General features: G+C 63.2%; 17 protein-coding genes and 1 pseudogene. 10 read left to right on the plus strand and 8 right to left on the minus strand.

The annotated features are described in order from the left end of the window. Positions 1 to 22 precede the first annotated feature (22 nt). Complete coding sequence (locus CLV78_RS08975) at positions 23 to 748, minus strand: TIGR04283 family arsenosugar biosynthesis glycosyltransferase (protein ID WP_106204524.1); 726 nt, start codon at positions 746 to 748, stop codon at positions 23 to 25. 147 nt (positions 749 to 895) lie between these two features. Here CLV78_RS08975 and ygfZ point away from each other — a divergent pair, with 147 nt between their 5' ends. After that, on the plus strand, positions 896 to 1648 hold the full coding sequence (gene ygfZ / locus CLV78_RS08980) for a CAF17-like 4Fe-4S cluster assembly/insertion protein YgfZ (protein WP_106204525.1): 753 nt from the start codon (positions 896 to 898) through the stop codon (positions 1646 to 1648). Positions 1649 to 1705: 57 nt separating this feature from the next. Next, positions 1706 to 2509 (plus strand): fructosamine kinase family protein, encoded by an 804-nt coding sequence (locus CLV78_RS08985; protein WP_106204431.1) that lies wholly within the window; start codon positions 1706 to 1708, stop codon positions 2507 to 2509. 118 nt (positions 2510 to 2627) lie between these two features. Here the strand turns inward: CLV78_RS08985 and efp are convergent, their stop codons facing one another. Beyond that, positions 2628 to 3191, minus strand: a complete 564-nt coding sequence (gene efp / locus CLV78_RS08990; protein WP_106204432.1) for an elongation factor P — start codon at positions 3189 to 3191, stop codon at positions 2628 to 2630. Positions 3192 to 3403: 212 nt separating this feature from the next. On the opposite strand from efp, the gene CLV78_RS08995 reads away from it, so the two are divergent. Beyond that, complete coding sequence (locus CLV78_RS08995) at positions 3404 to 3724, plus strand: DUF6280 family protein (RefSeq protein WP_106204433.1); 321 nt, start codon at positions 3404 to 3406, stop codon at positions 3722 to 3724. A 664-nt stretch (positions 3725 to 4388) separates the two neighbouring features. On the opposite strand, the gene CLV78_RS24770 is transcribed toward CLV78_RS08995, so the two are convergent. From CLV78_RS24770 to rsmI, 5 genes and pseudogenes are all read right to left on the minus strand, one after another. Beyond that, positions 4389 to 4574 carry an alpha/beta hydrolase fold domain-containing protein gene (locus CLV78_RS24770; RefSeq protein WP_281261140.1) on the minus strand — a complete coding sequence of 62 codons (186 nt, stop codon included), beginning with the start codon at positions 4572 to 4574 and terminating at the stop codon, positions 4389 to 4391. Beyond that, positions 4571 to 5032 (minus strand): annotated as a pseudogene (locus CLV78_RS24775) (alpha/beta hydrolase). The gene CLV78_RS24770 and the pseudogene CLV78_RS24775 overlap by 4 nt, the downstream one beginning before the upstream one ends. A 136-nt stretch (positions 5033 to 5168) precedes the next feature. Next, positions 5169 to 6113, minus strand: a complete 945-nt coding sequence (gshB, locus tag CLV78_RS09005) for a glutathione synthase (protein WP_211300964.1) — start codon at positions 6111 to 6113, stop codon at positions 5169 to 5171. 64 nt (positions 6114 to 6177) lie between these two features. Further along, positions 6178 to 6534, minus strand: a complete 357-nt coding sequence (locus CLV78_RS09010; RefSeq protein WP_106204434.1) for a YraN family protein — start codon at positions 6532 to 6534, stop codon at positions 6178 to 6180. Continuing rightward, entirely contained in the window at positions 6531 to 7433 is a 903-nt protein-coding gene (gene rsmI / locus CLV78_RS09015) for a 16S rRNA (cytidine(1402)-2'-O)-methyltransferase (RefSeq protein ID WP_106204435.1), read from the minus strand. The genes CLV78_RS09010 and rsmI overlap by 4 nt, the downstream gene beginning before the upstream one ends. 93 nt (positions 7434 to 7526) lie before the next feature. Between rsmI and CLV78_RS09020 the strand changes: the two genes are divergently transcribed. The 3 genes from CLV78_RS09020 to murJ are packed head-to-tail and all read left to right on the plus strand — an operon-like array spanning position 7527 to position 13028. After that, entirely contained in the window at positions 7527 to 8702 is a 1176-nt protein-coding gene (locus CLV78_RS09020) for an ABC transporter substrate-binding protein (protein ID WP_106204436.1), read from the plus strand. Then, positions 8662 to 11478 (plus strand): [protein-PII] uridylyltransferase, encoded by a 2817-nt coding sequence (locus CLV78_RS09025; RefSeq protein WP_106204437.1) that lies wholly within the window; start codon positions 8662 to 8664, stop codon positions 11476 to 11478. Before CLV78_RS09020 ends, CLV78_RS09025 begins: the two co-directional genes overlap by 41 nt. Next, positions 11475 to 13028, plus strand: coding sequence for a murein biosynthesis integral membrane protein MurJ (gene murJ / locus CLV78_RS09030; RefSeq protein ID WP_106204438.1), 1554 nt, complete (start codon positions 11475 to 11477; stop codon positions 13026 to 13028). The genes CLV78_RS09025 and murJ overlap by 4 nt, the downstream gene beginning before the upstream one ends. Positions 13029 to 13122: 94 nt before the next feature. Here murJ and CLV78_RS09035 read toward each other — a convergent pair whose 3' ends face one another. Beyond that, positions 13123 to 13812, minus strand: coding sequence for a rhomboid family intramembrane serine protease (locus CLV78_RS09035; protein WP_106204439.1), 690 nt, complete (start codon positions 13810 to 13812; stop codon positions 13123 to 13125). Between the two features lie 73 nt (positions 13813 to 13885). On the opposite strand from CLV78_RS09035, the gene trpS reads away from it, so the two are divergent. The 4 genes from trpS (at position 13886) to CLV78_RS09055 (ending at position 17778) form a co-directional block, all read left to right on the plus strand. Next, positions 13886 to 14908, plus strand: coding sequence for a tryptophan--tRNA ligase (trpS, locus tag CLV78_RS09040; RefSeq protein WP_106204440.1), 1023 nt, complete (start codon positions 13886 to 13888; stop codon positions 14906 to 14908). A gap of 510 nt (positions 14909 to 15418) precedes the next feature. After that, on the plus strand, positions 15419 to 16282 hold the full coding sequence (locus CLV78_RS09045; RefSeq protein WP_106204441.1) for a branched-chain amino acid aminotransferase: 864 nt from the start codon (positions 15419 to 15421) through the stop codon (positions 16280 to 16282). Between the two features lie 3 nt (positions 16283 to 16285). Then, entirely contained in the window at positions 16286 to 17281 is a 996-nt protein-coding gene (locus CLV78_RS09050) for a hypothetical protein (RefSeq protein ID WP_106204442.1), read from the plus strand. A gap of 41 nt (positions 17282 to 17322) precedes the next feature. Continuing rightward, complete coding sequence (locus tag CLV78_RS09055) at positions 17323 to 17778, plus strand: universal stress protein (RefSeq protein ID WP_106204443.1); 456 nt, start codon at positions 17323 to 17325, stop codon at positions 17776 to 17778. Positions 17779 to 17813 lie beyond the last annotated feature (35 nt).

A 17813-nucleotide genomic window follows, 5' to 3' on the forward strand; every position in this document is an offset into this window, starting at 1 on the left:
AACACCCGCCAGGCAAGCGTCTTCAGGTGTCAGAACGTCCCCTGGCCGCTGCGCCGGAGCCGGTTCTCCGGGTCTCGTAGCGCGCGACCAGTGTCTCGGGAGCGGTCCCGGCCAGGTAGCGCGCAAGCGTTCCAAGGTTGCGCGCCCCTCGACGTATCCAGCCCTCGGCCTCGTAGCGCGTCGCGCTTGTCGTCACCGTGGCAGGCAACATCCGCAGGCGCCCACGCAAGGCCCGCGCCAAGGCCACGTCTTCCATCAATGGAATGTCCGGATAGCCACCGACCTCATCATAGAGACTTCGGGAGATCAGCATTCCCTGATCACCATAGGGCAGGCCCAGAAACCGTGTGCGCAGGTTCGCCCAACCGGCGACGCAGGCAGCCGGCATCCCCCTCGACCGAAACGCCAGCCGGAAAACATGTGCCTTCGTCGGCGCCTCCATGGCTTCCCGGACCTGTTCCGGCCAACCGGTGGGAAGTTGGCTGTCGGCATGGAGAGCCAGGATCCATCCCCCACGCGAGGCTGCGATTCCCCGCGCCAGTTGCCCGCCTCGTCCGGCGGTGCCCTCTATCACGACGGCCCCTGTCGCGCGGGCAAGCCTGACGCTCGCGTCCGTCGAACCACCGTCCGACACCACGACTTCGCGGACCAACCCCGTGGCAACACCCTCCATGACCCCAGGCAAGCATTCGCGCAGGGCTGCCTCCGCATTGAGGGTGGGAATGACGACACTGAGGGGTGCGGGCATCGGCCGATCCTTGGACTTCGCCCTTGTCATGCGCCAAGCCGGCTCCCAGTTCAACGCCCGATCTAGGCATTGCCGCCCGGTGCTCCGAATGGCAAATGTCAACGACAGCCACGGCGCGAAGGACGCAAGACCATGCAAGGCGAACGCATCGACAACCGTACCATCCTCGCCATATCCGGCACCGACAGGGAGAAATACCTCCAGGGTCTGGTGACCAACGACACCGCCCGGCTCGCCGATGGCCTCGTCTATGCCGCGATGCTCAGCCCGCAGGGCAAGTATCTGGCCGATTTCTTCCTGAAGGCCGACGGCGACCGCATCTTGCTCGATGTGGCCAGCCCGCTTGCCCCGGATCTGGCCAAACGGCTTGCCATGTACAAGCTGAGGGCCGACGTGGCGATCGAGGAAACAGACTTGTTTGTCTCGCGCGGCATCGGTCCCGCCCCCGCCGGAGCGCTGTCAGACCCCCGCCATCCATCGCTTGGTTGGCGCCTCTACGGCGACACGCCGGGCGAAGCGTCAGAAACGGATTGGGAGGCGCTGAGGGTGGCCGCCGGTGTGCCGGAAGCCGGGGTCGAGTTGCTCCCGAACGACAGCTACATCCTGGAGGCCGGGTTCGAGCGTCTGAACGGTGTGGACTTTCGCAAGGGCTGCTACGTCGGGCAGGAAGTCACCGCACGGATGAAGCACAAGACCGAATTGCGCAAAGGTCTGGCCATCGTGGAGGTCGAGGGAACCGCCGCGCCCGGAACTGAGATCACGGCGGATGGCAAGCCGGCCGGGACGCTTTTCACCCAGGCAAACGGACGGGCGCTGGCGCACTTGCGGTTCGATCGTGCCGGCGAGGGGATGCGGGCCGGCGACGCCTTGGTCAACTGGAAGGGTTCCCGCGCAGACTGACCCCGCAAACCGGGCCGGTTGCACGGGACTTCCCCATAGGGCACTTCTGGGCCGAACATGCCCCTTAAACACGCCACCCGACTTATCTTCGGACACCCCGCTGCCACCATTCGCCCGCTCCATGGCGGAGACCTGTCGACGGTGTCGCTCCTGACGTTGCCGTCCGGGCGCAAGATCGTTGCGAAGCAGGGCCCGCAGGTTGCACGAGAGGCCCGTATGCTGTCAGCGATGGCCCGCGCCGGGGCCCCGGTGCCGGAGGTGCTGGGTCTGTCCGGTACCGTACTCTTCCTCGAGTTCCTCAGGGAAATCACTCCGGATGCGGATGGCTGGTCCACGCTCGGGCACGCGTTGCGCCGTTTGCATGGAAACCTGTCGCCAACTTTCGGCTGGAACGAGGACTATGCCTTCGGCGCAGTCGCCATCCCCAACACGCCACGGGAAAACTGGCCTGATTTCTGGGCCGAGCAGCGACTTTTCGCCGCGCCAGAAGCCCTTCCAACAGAGATTTCCCGCAGGCTGGATCAAGTTTGCAAGCATCTGGACACCTTGCTGCCCGCGCGACCTCCAGCCGCCCTGCTGCACGGAGATCTGTGGTCCGGCAACCTGCTGTTTGGCCCAAACTGCCGAGCCGCCTTCATCGATCCGGCCTGCTACTATGGCGACGCGGAGGTGGATCTTGCGATGCTGCACTTGTTCGGGGCGCCTCCCGGCGAGTTTCTTCGGGCCTACGGCCCCCTCGCTCCCGGGTGGGATGTTCGCAGAAACATCTATCAGCTCTGGCCGGCGCTAGTGCACCTGCGCCTGTTCGGGAACGGCTACCTGCCGATGATCTACAGCCGTCTGTCGGCATTGGGCTTCTGACCGATCGCCCGGCACGCCATAGCGGCCGTTCAGCCTTTTGGCGTGGCGTGCAAAAAAGGGCCGCCCAATGGCGACCCTGTGTGACGCGTTCCGGCTCAGCCGGACCAGCGCAAATCCATCACGCGCGTTCAGCGTATTCCATTGTCTCGGTGTTGACGATGATATCTTCATCCTGACCGACGAATGGCGGCACCATGACCTTCACGCCATTGTCCAGAACGGCGGGCTTGAAGGAATTCGCCGCCGTCTGGCCCTTCACCACCGGTTCCGTCTCGATGACTTTGCAGGTGACCTTCTGCGGCAGCGTCGCGTTCAACGCCTCGTGCTCGTAGTACTCGATGACGATGGTCATTCCGTCCTGCAGGAACGGGCGACGCTCCCCAAGGATTTCCACCGGAAGCTCGATCTGCTCGAAGGTTTCATTGTCCATGAACACGAGCATCCCGTCGGATTCATAGAGAAACTGCTGGTCCTTCTGCTCCAGCCGGACCCGCTCGACCTTGTCTGCACTCCGAAAACGCTCGTTGAGCTTGGACCCGTTGCGCAGGTTACGCAGTTCAACCTGCGCGAACGCGCCGCCCTTTCCGGGCTTCACGTGGTCGACCTTCACGGCGGCCCAGAGACCATCATTGTGCTCCAGCACGTTGCCGGGGCGGATTTCATTTCCGTTGATCTTTGGCATAAAGAAAACCTTGCGGAGGTTGAACGCAATCTGGCGGCCTCTATATCTGGGAGGCACGCTGCTGACAAGCCGACGATATACGGCTCGCGGCGACACAAGCCATGCGCAAGGCGCATAGGAGACATTCCGAAACGGAAATACCGAATCGCAACAAAACCGTCATATTCGGCCCTACGCCGAAAAGACAAGAGCAAGAATAAAAGGACGACGAGATGACCGATTTCGTTGACGGCACGGCTTTCAACTACGAACAAGGCCAACGAGCCCGCAAGCTCTTTGCTGCTGTTGTTCTGGCCGCGCTGGACGACGCCATTGCCGACGACAAGAAATACGGCAATGGTCCTGAGCAAATAGCCCGCTGGGCACGGTCTCGTGACGGCCGTGAAGTGCTCAGCTGTGCCGGCATCGACCCCAATGAACGGGTCGTGTCGGGACTTATGGAGTTCGTCTCCAATGGTGTTCGCACGTCGGTGGCCCTGTCCCGCGAAGAAAGCGAGCGCCGTCAGGCCGCAGAGCAGGCAGAAGCCCCCTAGCGTTTTGGCTTCGGTTCAGCCGAAGCAGCCGACGAGCCCTTGGGAAGACCAAGAAGAACAGCCGCGATCAAGTGATCGCGGCTGTTCTTTTGGGCTGGAAGCAACAAGGTCGCCCGATTGTCCAATGCCGGCCAGTGTCGGAACCGGCGTAAAATCAACTTGATCGCGCGGACGCCCGATTAAATGGCGAAGCCCTTTGATTGACCTGCGGAGCGCTCCTCGGCCGAGCTGGATCACGTTGGGAAAACCGTCGAATTCCGGAGCCGGTCGCAGCTCCGTCCGACAGACATGCCAGCATGTACCCGGCGTCTGGACGACGGCGAATGGCAGGATGTGCGGCGTATTGACCGGCGTGGAACTGGTGAGTGTTTCGTTTGCCGGTGTCAATCGACGTAAAGATCGCGGCTCACACCTGCCTCCCGATATCGTTTCCGGCACAGAATTCACCGTGCGATCCGGGCCTCCGATCCGCCCGACGCGTGTCGTGCTAGAGGCAAAGCGATCATCGCCACCATCCGTGCACCGATCCGTCACTCCCCCTTTGCCGACGCCAATTGCGCCAGAAGCCGCTCTATGAACGCCGCGATCCATCGAAGTGTTTGGCGGGCTTCCGGTACATAGCCGTCGAAGATCGGCCAGATATGCGGCGCTTCTGTCCATTCGGTCAGCGAGACCTGCCCCCTGCATTTCGCAATACCTCTGCAACGCGCCTGGCATCGTCGCGAAAGAGCTCCGTGGTCCTGACGTGCAAGGCCACTGGCGGTGGATCCCTGAACGAGGCGAAGAGTGGTGACACCCGCGGATCGCGCGGGTCGAATGCCCCGAGTGCAAACGTCGCCGCTTCGCTCATACGGTTGGCTGGCAGGAAGGGGTCGTTGCGGCGTTGGACGAAAGGCTCACTCCCGACAGCGATAGGTCCACCCAAGGCGACAGGGCAAAGACCCCAGCCGGGCGCAGGTCCCGCGCGCAAAGATCGGAAAGCAAGGCGAGCGCAAGTCCCCCTCCCGCACTGTCACCTCCCAGTATGATCCGATCGGGGCAATATCCCAGGTCGAGAAGTGCCGCATGGGCGGCCCGTGTGTCCTCGAACGCGGCCGGTGCCTAGTGTTTCGGTGCCAGGCGGTAGGCAGGTGCGGCCACGCGCAAGCCTGTGAGTTTCGACAGACGAGCGATCATGCCCGCATGCGTGTCCGGGCTTCTGGCGATATAGGCTCCCCCATGCAGATACAGGATCACGTGATCCCTCTGCACCGGCCCGACGTTGATCCAGTGCAAAGGCGGATGCCCAGGTGTCACGAGGTGCAACATGTGGGGCGGCGCGCGAAATGTCCGGCGAGCAAATCGCGCGAACTCCCGCCGCGCCTCTTGCGGTCTTGCCGTCGCCACAAGGCGTGGGCGGACCGAAAAGCGTTGAGCCCCCGGAGCCGTCGACTTGGCTGCATGCCTATCCGGCCCGACGTGCCTCGATCACCTGCCAGATGCGTTCGGCCACGTTGATCCCATCGAAACGCTCAAGCTCCTGGATCCCGGTCGGTGAGGTCACGTTGATCTCTGTCAGGTAGTCGCCGATGACGTCAATTCCGACGAAAATCTGTCCCCGTTCGCGCAATGTCGGCCCGATGGCCTCGCATATCAACTGATCACGCTCGGTCAGGCCGATCTTCTCCGGACGGCCGCCGACATGCATGTTGGAGCGAGTCTCGCCGGCGGCGGGGACGCGATTGATCGCACCAACAGGGTCGCCATCAACCAGAATGATCCGCTTGTCGCCATTTGACACGTCGGGAATGAACTTCTGCGCGATCAACGGCTCGCGTGAAAGCGACGCAAAGAGCTCATGGAGCGATGCAAGGTTGCGGTCGTTCGGATCCAACCGGAACACACCGGCGCCGCCATTGCCATAAAGTGGCTTGAGGATGATATCGCCGTGCGTCTCCTTGAAGGCCCGCAGATCCACCAAATCTCGCGCAATCATGGTCGGCGGGATCAGGTCCTCGAATTGCAGTACCAGCAGTTTTTCCGGGCAATTGCGGACCCAAAACGGATCATTGGCCACCAGCACATCCGGGGACAACTGCTCCAACAAGTGAGTCGTGGTGATGTAGCCCATATCGAACGGCGGATCCTGACGAAGCCAGACAACATCCATTCCGCTCAGATCCGCTTCGAACGCCGTGCCAAGGGTGACATGGTCACCTACAACGCGTCGCACTTCCATGGGCTGGACCCACGCAAGTACCTTTCCTTCTCTCCAGACCAAACGATCCGGGGAATAGAAGAACAGCTCATGCCCGCGTGACTGCGCCTCTTCGGCAAGGCGAAACGTGCTGTCGGCGTTGATATCGACCCCGGCAATCGGGTCCATCTGGAACGCGATCTTCAATGACATGGCGGTACCTCTTGTGGACTTCGGCCTTCATGGCCGAACTGCCGGAGCGAGGCAACATCGGTATTTAGAAGCCGATTGCGTTCTCCACGACCTGAACCCGCCCGACACCATCTACAAGCGCGACATCGAACCTGACATCGGTCATCTGCCCGTCAGGTAAATTCCCGAGGTATTCGGATGCGGTGGCATAAATCCTCTGCATCTGCCGACGCGAAACGCGCTCGGCCGCACGCGCGAAATCGCGCGCTTTCTTGACCTCAACAAAAACAAGCCTCTCCCCTTCCTGCACCACGAGGTCCAACTCGCCACCACTTCCGCGCCAGCGGCGATCGGCGATCCGCCAGCCATTTGCTTCGTAGTGTCGCCCGACGATGTCTTCGGCCTTCAAGCCGGAATGGTATCGAACGGATCCGCTTTTCATGGCTGCTCGTCACCGCCTTCTTTCAGTTGCAACGCCGCCTGGTACACATCGCGCCGCTTCATTCCGAGGCTTTGAGCAACCTGAGTTGCCGCCTCTTTCACCGAATGATCTGCCAACGCCTTGCGCAAGGCGTCTTCCAGATCGTCGGCCGATACCTCCCGCTGGCCCGGTCGGTCGACAACGAGAACGATCTCCCCCTTCAGTGTCTTGCCGTCGAGCGATTCTGCCAACTCGCCCAAACTGCCGCGCAGCGCCTCCTCGAATCGCTTGGTCAGTTCGCGACAGACGGCTGCCTGCCTCTCTGCGCCGAAGACTTGCACCATGGACCCTAACAATCGGCTAATTCGCTTGGGGGATTCGAAGAGCACAATCGTTGCGTCGACGCCGGCGAGCCCTTCGAGCCAGGACTTGCGCGCGCCCTTTGCAGTTGGCGGAAACCCCGCGAACAGAAACCGGTCACTCGGCAAGCCCGACAGGGACAGTGCCGCAAGGACAGCCGATGGGCCCGGCGCGCTGGTGACCATCAAACCCTCCGCAATTGCAGCGCGCCCGAGTTGAAACCCGGGATCGGCAACCAGCGGCGTACCGGCCTCCGATGCATATGCCACCGACTTCCCCTCTCGGATCAATCCCATAATCCGGGGCCGCTGTGCAGCGCCATTGTGGTCGTGGTAGGCAATCATCGGGCGCCCGCGCAGGGGCACGCCATGCAGATCCATCAGGTGCCGCGTCGTCCGCGTGTCCTCCGCCGCGATCACATCGGCAGAGGCCAGGATATCGAGCCCCCTGAGTGTGATATCCCGGGCGCTTCCAATCGGGGTCGCAACAAAGTGGATGCCTGGTTCCAGCGTCACTTCACGGAACGCACGGCTTCCTCGGGTCTCATCTGCTTGGGACATTTACTTGCCGCCTTCCACGGAATACGGTCGGGTCGACCAGGGCCCAGCTTTGCCCGTGCCCTCAGCCTGACCTGGAAGAGCGAGATTTAACCCATGTTTTCTGCATTTAGAAACCCTTTCGCGCTGGCCACCCGCGGTCTTGCGCTTGCCGGCGCCCTGTTGCTGGCGGCCTGTGACGGCGTTCCCAACGCTTCAGGAGGCGGCGGCCCCTCGATCGATACGAGCGCGCCGGTCCCGGTTGCGTTGCTTGTGCCCGGTGGGGCTGGCGGTGACGCGATCGTCTCTCAAAGCCTCGAAAATGCAGCCCGCCTTGCGATTGCAGATCTCGACAAGGTCCAGATCGACCTCCGGGTCTACCAGACGGGCGGCAATGCCGGCGGCGCCTCTGCAGCCGCCTCCCGCGCCGCCGACGAGGGCGCGAAGATCATCCTGGGACCGCTTTACTCCGAGGCTGCCAACGCCGCCGGTCTCGCTGTGGCGAATCGCGGTCTGAACGTGCTGGCCTTCTCCAACAACGCCTCGATCGCCGGCGGAAATGTCTTTGTCCTCGGCAATCTCTTCCAGAACACCTCCGACCGGTTGACCCGCTACGCCGCCTCCCGCGGCAAGGGCAACATCTTCGTGGTCAATGCCCGCACCACCGCCGAGGAAATCGGCCGGGATGCGATTCTGAACTCCATCAACAGCAGCCGCGCGAACCTCGCCGGCAGCGCCTCCTTCGATTTCTCCCAGCAGGGCATCGTTGCCGCCGTGCCGCAGATCTCGCAACAGGTTCAGGCCTCCGGCGCCAACTCGGTCTTCTTCACCTCGGACAACGACGGCGCCATGTCCTTCCTCGCCCAGATGCTGCCGGAGAACGGCGTCGGTGCGCCGAACCACCAGTTCATCGGCCTCGCGCGGCTGGATATCCCGCCCGAGGCACTCTCGCAGCCCGGTCTTCAGGGCGCCTGGATGGCACTTCCGGATCCCGGGCTCTCGGCCAATTTCCGCTCCCGCTACGCTTCGGCCTACGGTGGCGCTCCGCACCCGCTCGCCGGGCTCTCCTACGACGGCATCGCCGCCGTGGGCGCGCTCGTCGGCAAGGGCAAGTCGGACGCCCTGACCCGCGCTGCCTTGACACAGGGCTCCGGTTTCGTCGGCGTCAACGGCATCTTCCGCCTCCTCCCGGACGGCACAAACCAGCGCGGCCTCGCGGTCGGGCAGATCCAGAACAGCCAGGTTACAGTCATTGACGCTGCCCCAAGAAGCTTCGGCGGATTCGGTTTCTAAACCGGCCCCCGCCATCACGACCCCGCCGCTCCCGCAGGACCTCATCTGTCCCGCAGACAGGATATTCGACGTCAACGGCCTGAACGAACGCCTCGCCGCCGCGGTTGACGGCGGCGAAGGCACGGGCCGGCGCGTCCGTGCCATTGGCGTGCTGGCCGAGGCGCTTGCCAACGGGCGCGCCGCCATCGAGGAGGCTTTCGAGGCCTCGCCGCGGTCCGCCCGTCCGCTGGTGCATTCCTATGCCTGGCTTACCGATTGTATCATCCGTTCGGCCTTCTGGACTGCGAAGTTCCTGCTGGTGGAGGGCGGTGCCGACGCCAGTGACCAGCACATGTCGGTGATTGCCGTGGGCGGCTATGGCCGGGCGGAGATGGCGCCCCACTCGGACGTCGACCTGCTGTTCCTGGCCGAGGACAAGATCAGCCCTCGCATCGAGTGCATCGTGGAGGAGATGCTCTACATCCTCTGGGACCTGCGCCTGAAGGTTGGCCATGCCACCCGCACGATCCGGGAATGCCTCAAGCTGGGGCGTGAGGACTACACGATCCGAACCTCGCTGCTGGAGATGCGGCATGTCGATGGCGATGCGATCCTGACGGAGATGCTCACCTCCCGGCTGTGGAACGAACTCTTCAAGGGGTCGTCAAAAGACTACATCGAGGCCAAGCTCTCCGAACGTGCAGAACGCCACCGCAAACAGGGCGGGCAGCGCTACATGCTCGAACCCAACATCAAGGAGGGCAAGGGCGGCCTGCGCGACCTGCAATCGCTGTTCTGGATTGCGAAATACGTGCATCGCGTGAACCGGATCGAGGACCTCGTCGGGATCGGTGTGTTCACACCGGAGGAGTTCTGGTCTTTCGAACAGGCCGAGACCTTCCTGTGGGCCGCACGCGGGCATCTGCACCTGATCGCCGGGCGACCTGCCGAACAGTTGACCTTCGACATGCAGGTTCCGGTGGCCGAGCGGCTCGGCTATTCCGATCACTCTGGTCGCCGGTCCGTCGAGCATTTCATGCAGGACTACTTCCGCCACGCTACCCGGGTCGGCGAACTGACGCGAATTTTCCTGACCTCTCTGGAGGCCGCCCACGCGAAGCGCGAGCCCATGCTCGCCGGGCTTTTCCGCCGCCGAAAGGTCGAGCGGGAGGGGTTTGTCTGGCAGGGCGGGCGGCTTGCCATTGCGGACGACACAGCCTTCCTCGCCGACAAGTTGAACATCCTGCGGCTCTTTGACGAGGCACTTCAGACCGACACCCTGATCCACCCTGACGCCATGCGGCTCGTCTCTGCCAATCTGCATCTGATCGACGCGGAAATGCGCCGCGATCCCGAAGCGGCCAAGATCTTTCTGCGCCTGATGCTTGATCACGGAAACCCCGAACGGGCGTTGCGACGTATGAACGAAGTGGGAGTGCTCGCCGCTTTCGTGCCGGAATTCGAACCCATCGTCGCGATGATGCAGTTCAACTTCTACCACGCCTATACCGTGGACGAGCACACGATCCAGTGCATCCGCGTCCTCGCCCAGATCGAACACGGCGAGTTGGTGGAAGAGCTTCCCGTCGCCTCGCGAATCCTCGAAAGGGGCGTGGACCGAAAGGTGCTCTACCTTGCCGTTTTCCTGCACGATATCGGCAAGGGCCGCGTGGAGGATCACTCGGTTCTGGGCGCCCGTATCGCCCGCCCGGTGTGCAAGCGCCTCGGGTTGACGAGCGAGGAGGCCGATACCGTCGAATGGCTGGTACGGGCGCATCTGGTCATGTCCGACATGGCTCAGAAACGGGATATCGCCGACCCACGCACTGTCAGCGACTTCGCAAAGATCGTGAAAACCCGCAAGCGGCTCGACCTGTTGACGGTTCTGACGGTCTGCGACATCCGCGGCGTGGGCCCCAATGTCTGGAACAACTGGAAGGCGCAGCTTTTGCGCACACTCCACCGCCAGACCGCCGACGCGCTGGATGGCGGGATGGAGGACCTCAACCGCGAGAACATAGGCGAGGAAGCCCAGACCGCGTTGCGCGCCGCCCTGTCCGACTGGAGCGAGCAGGAGATCGAAACCGAGATCGAGCGCCACTATTCACCCTATTGGCAAGGCCTGCCCGAAGCTGCCTATGTCACCTTTGCCAAGCAGCTCAGGGGCCTGAGCGATGACGAGATCCGCATCGACCTGACGCCGGAAGCGGACCGCGACGCCACCCGCGCCTGCTTCGCGCTGGTCGACCATCCGGGTGTTTTTTCCCGATTGGCCGGGTCCCTTGCGCTGGTTGGTGCGAACGTCGTCGACGCGCGGACCTATACGTCGAAGGACGGCTATGCCACGGCGATCTTCTGGATCCAGGATGGCGATGGCGCGCCTTACGAGGCGAGCCGCCTGCCCCGCCTGACGCAAATGATCGAGAAGTGCCTGAAAGGCGAGATCATCACTGGCGAAGCCCTGCGCAAGCGCGACAAGCAGAAGAAACGGGAGCGCGATTTCCGTTTCCCGACCTCGGTGCATTTCGACAACAACGGTTCGGAGATCTACACGTTGATCGAGGTCGACACACGCGACCGTCCCGGCCTGTTGTTCGATCTCACACGGACGCTGGCCAACTCGCATATCTACATCGCTTCCGCCGTGATCGCGACCTACGGTGCCCAGGCGGTGGACACCTTCTATGTCAAGGACATGTTCGGCCTGAAGATCCACAGCAAATCCAAACAGAAAGCGCTTGAAAAGAAACTGGTCAAGGCCATCGAGCGTGGCGCCGAAAGGGCCAGAAGCGAATGAAACCGATCCGCCTTGTGGCGGGCTTCCTGACAGTGGGCTTCTGGACGCTCATGTCACGGATCCTCGGCTTTGTGCGTGACATCGTCTTCGCGGCCAAACTCGGTGACGGGCCGGTAGCGGAGGCATTCCTGATCGCCTTCTCCCTGCCCAACATGTTCCGCCGTTTCTTCGCCGAGGGCGCCTTCAACATGGCCTTCGTGCCGATGTTTTCCAAGAAGCTGGAGACAGGCGAGGATCCGAAGACATTTGCCAACGACGCCTTCAGTGGCCTTGCTGGCGTGCTCATCATTCTGACCCTGTTGGCTCAGGCGGCGATGCCGTGGCTGGTGATGGCGATGGCCTCGGGCTTTCGTGGCGACGAACGTTTCGACCTCGCCGTGGATTTCGGCCGCATCGCCTTTCCCTACATCCTGTTCATCTCGCTGGCTGCACTGCTGTCTGGCGTGCTCAATGCCACGGGACGCTTCGTGGCTGCTGCCGCCGCGCCGGTCTTGCTGAACATCATTCTCGTTTCGGCCATGGTCATGGCAGAGATCACCGGTGGCGATTTTGGCACCTGGTTGATCTGGGGCGTGCCCATCGCGGGCATTGCCCAGATGATGCTGGTCTGGACTGCTGCCTTCCGGGCCGGGTTCCGGCTGGTGCCGCGCCGCCCCAGGCTCACACCCGAACTCAAACGGTTGGCGAAGATCGCGGCCCCGGCAATGCTGGCGGGCGGCGTCGTGCAGATCAACCTGCTCGTCGGGCGCCAGGTTGCATCGTATTTCGAGGGCGCAATCCAGTACCTGAACCTCGCAGACCGGCTGTATCAACTGCCCCTCGGCGTGGTCGCGATTGCCATTGGCGTGGTGCTGCTGCCGGATCTCTCCCGCAGGCTCGCGGCCGGGGACACCACCGGCGGTCAGGACGCGCTCAACCGCGCGGCCGAATTTGCGCTTCTGTTGACCCTGCCGGCATCCGTGGCACTCGTCCTGATCCCCGAGCCCATCGTCTCCGTGCTCTACCAGCGTGGCGCTTTCGGGGAACAGGCCGCCGCCCGCACAGCAATCGTCACCGCGATCTACGGCGCCGGCCTGCCGGCCTTCGTTCTGCAAAAGGTGTTCCAGCCACTGTACTTCGCCCGCCATGACACCAAAACGCCGTTCTACTACGCCCTTGTCGCCATGGTGCTGAACGCGGCGATCGCCATCGGCGGCGCGATCTACTTCGGCTTCTACGCCGCCGCATGGGCCACCACGCTGGCAGGTTGGGCAATGGTCGCGCTGCTTTGGGCGGGATCGCGGTCGATGGGCGAGGCCGCCGTTCTGGACGCCCGCCTCAAGCGCCGTGCCGTGCGTATCCTTGCGGCCTGCGCCGTGATGGGGGCCTGTCTTTTGGGAACAGAGGCGATACTCGGCGACGTTCTTTACCAGGACGGCATTCGGTATGTCGCGCTGCTCTTGCTCGTGGGGGTCGGCATCGTCAGCTACTTCGCCGCCGCGCAGGTGCTGGGCGCAACAAACCTGGGCGAGATGCACCGGTCAATGCGCCGGGCACGGAAAGTGGAGTAGTCAGCCCGCCCATGAGGTTCGGATGCATGTCCGGTCGAGATCGCCGATGCAGGGCTATCCGTATTGGGCGGACTTGGTAGGATGCGCCCTCTGCCTACCGCTGGCGCATCGTCCGCAGCAACGCAGCCCAACCACCCGGCTGCACAACACTGGACAGCACAAAGCCCGTGGCAAACCCGGCCAACTCGGCGACCCAGTCCTTGTTGGCACCGAAGATCAGCCCGAACAGCAACTGGATCCCCATCAGGAAACCGATCAACCGAAAGGCCTGCAACTGGTTCTCGCCCGCACGGCCGTAGCCGACCCAGAGGATGAAGGTGAACGCTCCAATCAACCCGTAGGCACCGGTGTACCCACCATAAAGCGGCTGCGTCGCGCCCGAAAGCAGACCGTAGGCCAACGCCCCGACCACGCCGGACCCAAGGAAAATCGCCGCCACGGTCCATTGCCGGAACGTCTCTCCTACCATCTTGCCAAGCGCCAGCACGAAGACGCAGACCATCACCATGTGGGTGAAGGAGCCATGCACGAAGAGATAGGTCACAAAGCGCTTCACATGCTCCAGCGGCCAGCGGGAGGTCTCCATCATCCAGTGCAGGATCTCGGAGGAAAAGGCATAGTTCTGGATCGCGAAGATTCGCCAGTCGTCACCGCCCCGCGTCCCCGCGATCAGCCCCGAGCGCGACAGGCCAAAGAGCAGCTCGACCCCGAAGATCACCGCCACCAGCACCACCACGACTGGTGGCAGTGCGTTGAACGGGCTCTGTGAGTTCGGGTCCTGCATGGCTGCCTCCGGTTGACGCGATATGCCGGCATGGGTAAGCGGTCGCAGCCTGAATTTCCAGCCGGAGACTCCGATGTCTGACGAATCCAAGTTCACCCCGCGCGTCTTTTCCGGGATCAAGCCCTCGGGCGGCCTGACGCTCGGCAACTACCTCGGTGCGATCAAGCGGTTCGTGGACTGGCAGGATGCCGGCACCCACGAGACGATCTACTGCGTCGTCGACCTGCACGCGATCACCGTCTGGCAGGACCCCAAGGAACTGCATGCCGCCACCCGCGAAGTGGCCGCGGGCTTCATCGCTTCTGGCATCGATCCAACGAAATCGATCCTGTTCAACCAGTCCCAGGTTTCGGCCCACGCCGAGCTGGGCTGGATCTTCAGCTGCGTGGCGCGTGTGGGCTGGATGAACCGCATGACCCAGTTCAAGGACAAGGCCGGCGCAAACGCCGAGAAGGTCAGCCTCGGGCTCTATGCCTACCCGGCGCTCATGGCAGCCGACATCCTGATCTACCACGCCACCCACGTCCCGGTGGGCGAGGATCAGAAACAGCATGTCGAGTTGACCCGCGACATCGCGCAGAAGTTCAATCATGACTACAAGGTCGATTTCTTCCCCGAGACGGAACCCGTCATCGAGGGGCCCGCGACGCGCGTGATGAACCTGCGCGATGGCACGAAGAAGATGTCGAAGTCCGGCGAGTCGGATATGGAGCGGATCAACATGACCGACACCGCCGACACGATCGCCAAGAAATTCAAGAAGGCCCGAACAGATCCCGAGCCCCTTCCCGAAACGCTTGACGGGTTGAAGGGACGCCCGGAGGCACGGAACCTCGTCGATATCTATGCCGGTCTCTCCGGGCTGACGGACGAACAGGTGATCGCGGAATATGCCGGCGCCGGCTGGGGCAGGTTCAAGCCTGCGCTGGCAGATCTTGCAGTCGAGAAACTCGCGCCGATCTCGACGGAGATGGCCCGCCTGATGAACGATCCGGCAGAGATTGACCGCATTCTTGGTCATGGTGCGGAGCAGGCCCGGGCACTCGCCGAGCCCATCCTGAAAGAAGCATACGAGATCGTCGGCCTCGTCCGCTGATCGCAGCGATTCCGGACGCGAGATCACTCGACCTGTGGTAGTGCGCCAGTGTCGGGTTCACCCGGCGGGCATCGGTGGCTGCCCGCAGGCTGGGCCGCGGCCGGACAGGTCGAGTGGCAGCGGCCGACTTCCGCTCCCCACGCGGCGGAGGCCGAAATTGCGGCCATTTGCAGGACCGGGCTTCACAAAAGCGTTTCAGGTCCGACACGTCGGTAGGACAGGCCGTTGTCAGGTTTCATATGCGTGACCATTGCGCGCTTTGCTATGTGCTTCCGACGTGTGGAAATCTGTCTGCCCGGATTTGTCCGCAAGGATGCGCAGGCTTCGCCCGCCAGCCCCGCCTATCGCCCCACTCAGCCCGTGCGGATCGGGGGGTGCCGGAGCCCGACCCTTCCCCGGCTTCCAGTTTCCGACAGCCATTCCCGACGCCTCAAGGCCACGCGCGACAGCCACTGGACGCGTCCTTCGGACAGGCATAGTGTCGCGCGGCGCGCTCAACCGGAGGAAGCCATGGCAGTCGGCACCAACATCCGCACCTATTTCGAAGGCACCTGGCACGATGGTAATGTGCCGATCATGCGGGCGGCCGACCACGGGTCCTGGTTGGGTTCGACTGTTTTTGATGGCGCCCGGTTCTTCGAAGGGGTGAGCCCTGACCTCGACAAGCACTGCGCCCGCGTCAATCGCTCCGCTGAGGCTCTGATGGTCGACCCGACCGTGTCCACCGAGGAGATGATGGAGATCACCCGGGAAGGGCTGGCGCAATATGACGCCGGTGCCGCGGTCTACATTCGGCCGATGTACTGGGCGATCGACAGTGACAAGAGCGGTGTGCTTCCCAAGAAGGGTGCCACCGGCTTCGCGGTCTGCCTTGAGGAAATCCCGATGTCGCCCGCCGGCACCTCCACGACGCTGACGCGCACACGCTTTCGCCGCCCGGTCCTGGAATCCTCGGTCTGCAACGCCAAGGCCGGCTGCCTCTATCCCAACAACGGACGTATGTTGGCGGAGGCCTATGCCAAGGGCTTTGGCAATGCACTCGTGGCGGATGCGCTCGGCAATGTCGCCGAAACCGCAACCGCGAACGTGTTCATGGTGAAGGATGGGGTCGCCTTCACACCCGTTGCCAATGGCACCTTCCTGTCCGGCATCACACGGGCCCGGCATATCACGAACCTGCGCGCCGATGGCGTCGAGGTGGTGGAGACCGTGCTGTCCTTCGAAGACTTCGAAGTCGCCGACGAAGTCTTCCTGACCGGGAACATGACCAAGGTCACGCCGGTGACAGCCTTTGACGACGTCACCTACCAGGTTGGTCCCATCGCCCGCCGCGCCCGCGATCTCTACTGGGACTGGGCGCTCTCGGGCCGCTGACCCGTGCGTCGGCGGCTGAGGCAGCTGCTGACCCTCGGCACGCTCGTCTCCGGAGCGCTGTCGCTTTGGTTGCTGTCGCAGTCTCCGTTCGCCTCCCCCTTCGTGCTGCGAAGCGAGGCGGCGGCGCAACGTGCGCTGGACCGAATGCTTGCCCGCGAGATCGACACCGCCTGGTTGCAACCAAGGATCGATGACGCACTGGCGCGTGAGGATCTCCTCGCGCTCGGCGACTATGTCGCGCTGGCCGAGAAAACCGGCACCGAAATTCCCCGCCACCAATCGGAACAGATTGACGCGCTGACAGCCCGGTCCGAGAGCTTGATCGGTCAGACAGAGGCGTGCCTTCAATGTGCCTGGGACATCACCTCCTGCGAAAGCCTCACCCTCATGGCCGGTTGCGCCATCCCTATCGAGCTGACGCCGGTCGGTGACGCCAATGCCCTGAGGCGCGCGGCCGTGGCATGGGGCACCGGAAAGGAAGTGGATCAACTGGAGGTCGGGCTGGCCTCCCTCGGGCTTGGCGCAAGCGCGGCGGTGCTGGTCACGGCGGGCGGTTCCGGGCTTGCCAAGCTCGGCGCAACCAGTCTGCGGCTGTCCCGTCGGCTCGGCACGATGACGCCAGGATTCACCCGCACCCTGCGTGCCGCGACGCCGCCGATTGGCGTCATGGTGCGTGGTGAGGGATTGCAGCCGCTTGCCCGGATTGCCGGCGATCTCGGGACGGTGCAACGCAATACATCGCTGCCGGACACGTTGCTGATGATGCGGCATGTCGACTCGGCCGAGGACGCGGCACGCCTTGCCCGGCTTTCCAGCGTCGCCGGAGACGGAACCCGCCCGGCCCTGCGAGCCATGGGCAAAAGCCGCACCTTCAGAGCCCTGGTACGGCTCAGCGACATGGCCCGCGCAACCATTGCCGCGCTCATCGCCTTTGCCCTTCAACTCTGCGGGTTTGCGGTTTCGCTTGTCCTGCGCGCCTTGCGACGTCAGATTGCCTGAGGCGGCACGGATTTCGGATTGTGCCTTTGGGGAGACGACAGATGCGCAAGTTCCTTGTGGTGCTGGACGACAGCCGCGAATGCCTGAACGCGATGCGGTACGCCGCAATGCGGGCCGCCAACACAGGCGGTGGTGTCGAGATCCTGTCCATCATCCCACCGGAGGAATTCCAGCACTGGATCGGCATTGGCGACATCATGCGCGCCGAGGCCCGAGAGCGGATCGAAGTTCATTTCGAGGTCTTTGCCAAGTGGATGCGTGACCGACAGGGCGTCGACCCGCACCTTGTCATTCGCGAGGGCGAACCTGTGCCCGAACTCATGGCCCAGATCCGGGATGATGGCGATATCGGCGTGCTGGTTCTTGGTGCGGGTACCGGCAAGGGGGGGCCCGGACCGCTTGTCACCCAACTGACCAAGACCTCCGGAACCCTGCCAATCCCCATCACGATCGTTCCCGGCGGCCTCAGCAAGGAGCAGTTGGAGGCGATTACCTGACCAACTTAGAATCGTTCCAGATGGATTGACTTCGC

This window comes from Aliiruegeria haliotis (assembly GCF_003003255.1).
In the GTDB taxonomy this organism is placed as follows: domain Bacteria; phylum Pseudomonadota; class Alphaproteobacteria; order Rhodobacterales; family Rhodobacteraceae; genus Tropicimonas; species Tropicimonas haliotis.

Excerpts from the sequence above, each read along its gene's own strand:
- CLV78_RS08985 (WP_106204431.1), top strand. The coding sequence starts at position 1,706 with ATGCCCCTTAAACACGCCACCCGACTTATCTTCGGACACCCCGCTGCC.
- CLV78_RS09020 (WP_106204436.1), top strand. The coding sequence starts at position 7,527 with ATGTTTTCTGCATTTAGAAACCCTTTCGCGCTGGCCACCCGCGGTCTT.
- gshB (WP_211300964.1), bottom strand. The coding sequence starts at position 6,113 with ATGTCATTGAAGATCGCGTTCCAGATGGACCCGATTGCCGGGGTCGAT.
- efp (WP_106204432.1), bottom strand. The coding sequence starts at position 3,191 with ATGCCAAAGATCAACGGAAATGAAATCCGCCCCGGCAACGTGCTGGAG.
- rsmI (WP_106204435.1), bottom strand. The coding sequence starts at position 7,433 with ATGTCCCAAGCAGATGAGACCCGAGGAAGCCGTGCGTTCCGTGAAGTG.
- trpS (WP_106204440.1), top strand. The coding sequence starts at position 13,886 with ATGTCTGACGAATCCAAGTTCACCCCGCGCGTCTTTTCCGGGATCAAG.
- CLV78_RS24770 (WP_281261140.1), bottom strand. The coding sequence starts at position 4,574 with ATGAGCGAAGCGGCGACGTTTGCACTCGGGGCATTCGACCCGCGCGAT.
- CLV78_RS09035 (WP_106204439.1), bottom strand. The coding sequence starts at position 13,812 with ATGCAGGACCCGAACTCACAGAGCCCGTTCAACGCACTGCCACCAGTC.
- murJ (WP_106204438.1), top strand. The coding sequence starts at position 11,475 with ATGAAACCGATCCGCCTTGTGGCGGGCTTCCTGACAGTGGGCTTCTGG.
- CLV78_RS08975 (WP_106204524.1), bottom strand. The coding sequence starts at position 748 with ATGCCCGCACCCCTCAGTGTCGTCATTCCCACCCTCAATGCGGAGGCA.
- CLV78_RS09055 (WP_106204443.1), top strand. The coding sequence starts at position 17,323 with ATGCGCAAGTTCCTTGTGGTGCTGGACGACAGCCGCGAATGCCTGAAC.
- CLV78_RS09010 (WP_106204434.1), bottom strand. The coding sequence starts at position 6,534 with ATGAAAAGCGGATCCGTTCGATACCATTCCGGCTTGAAGGCCGAAGAC.
- CLV78_RS08995 (WP_106204433.1), top strand. The coding sequence starts at position 3,404 with ATGACCGATTTCGTTGACGGCACGGCTTTCAACTACGAACAAGGCCAA.
- CLV78_RS09045 (WP_106204441.1), top strand. The coding sequence starts at position 15,419 with ATGGCAGTCGGCACCAACATCCGCACCTATTTCGAAGGCACCTGGCAC.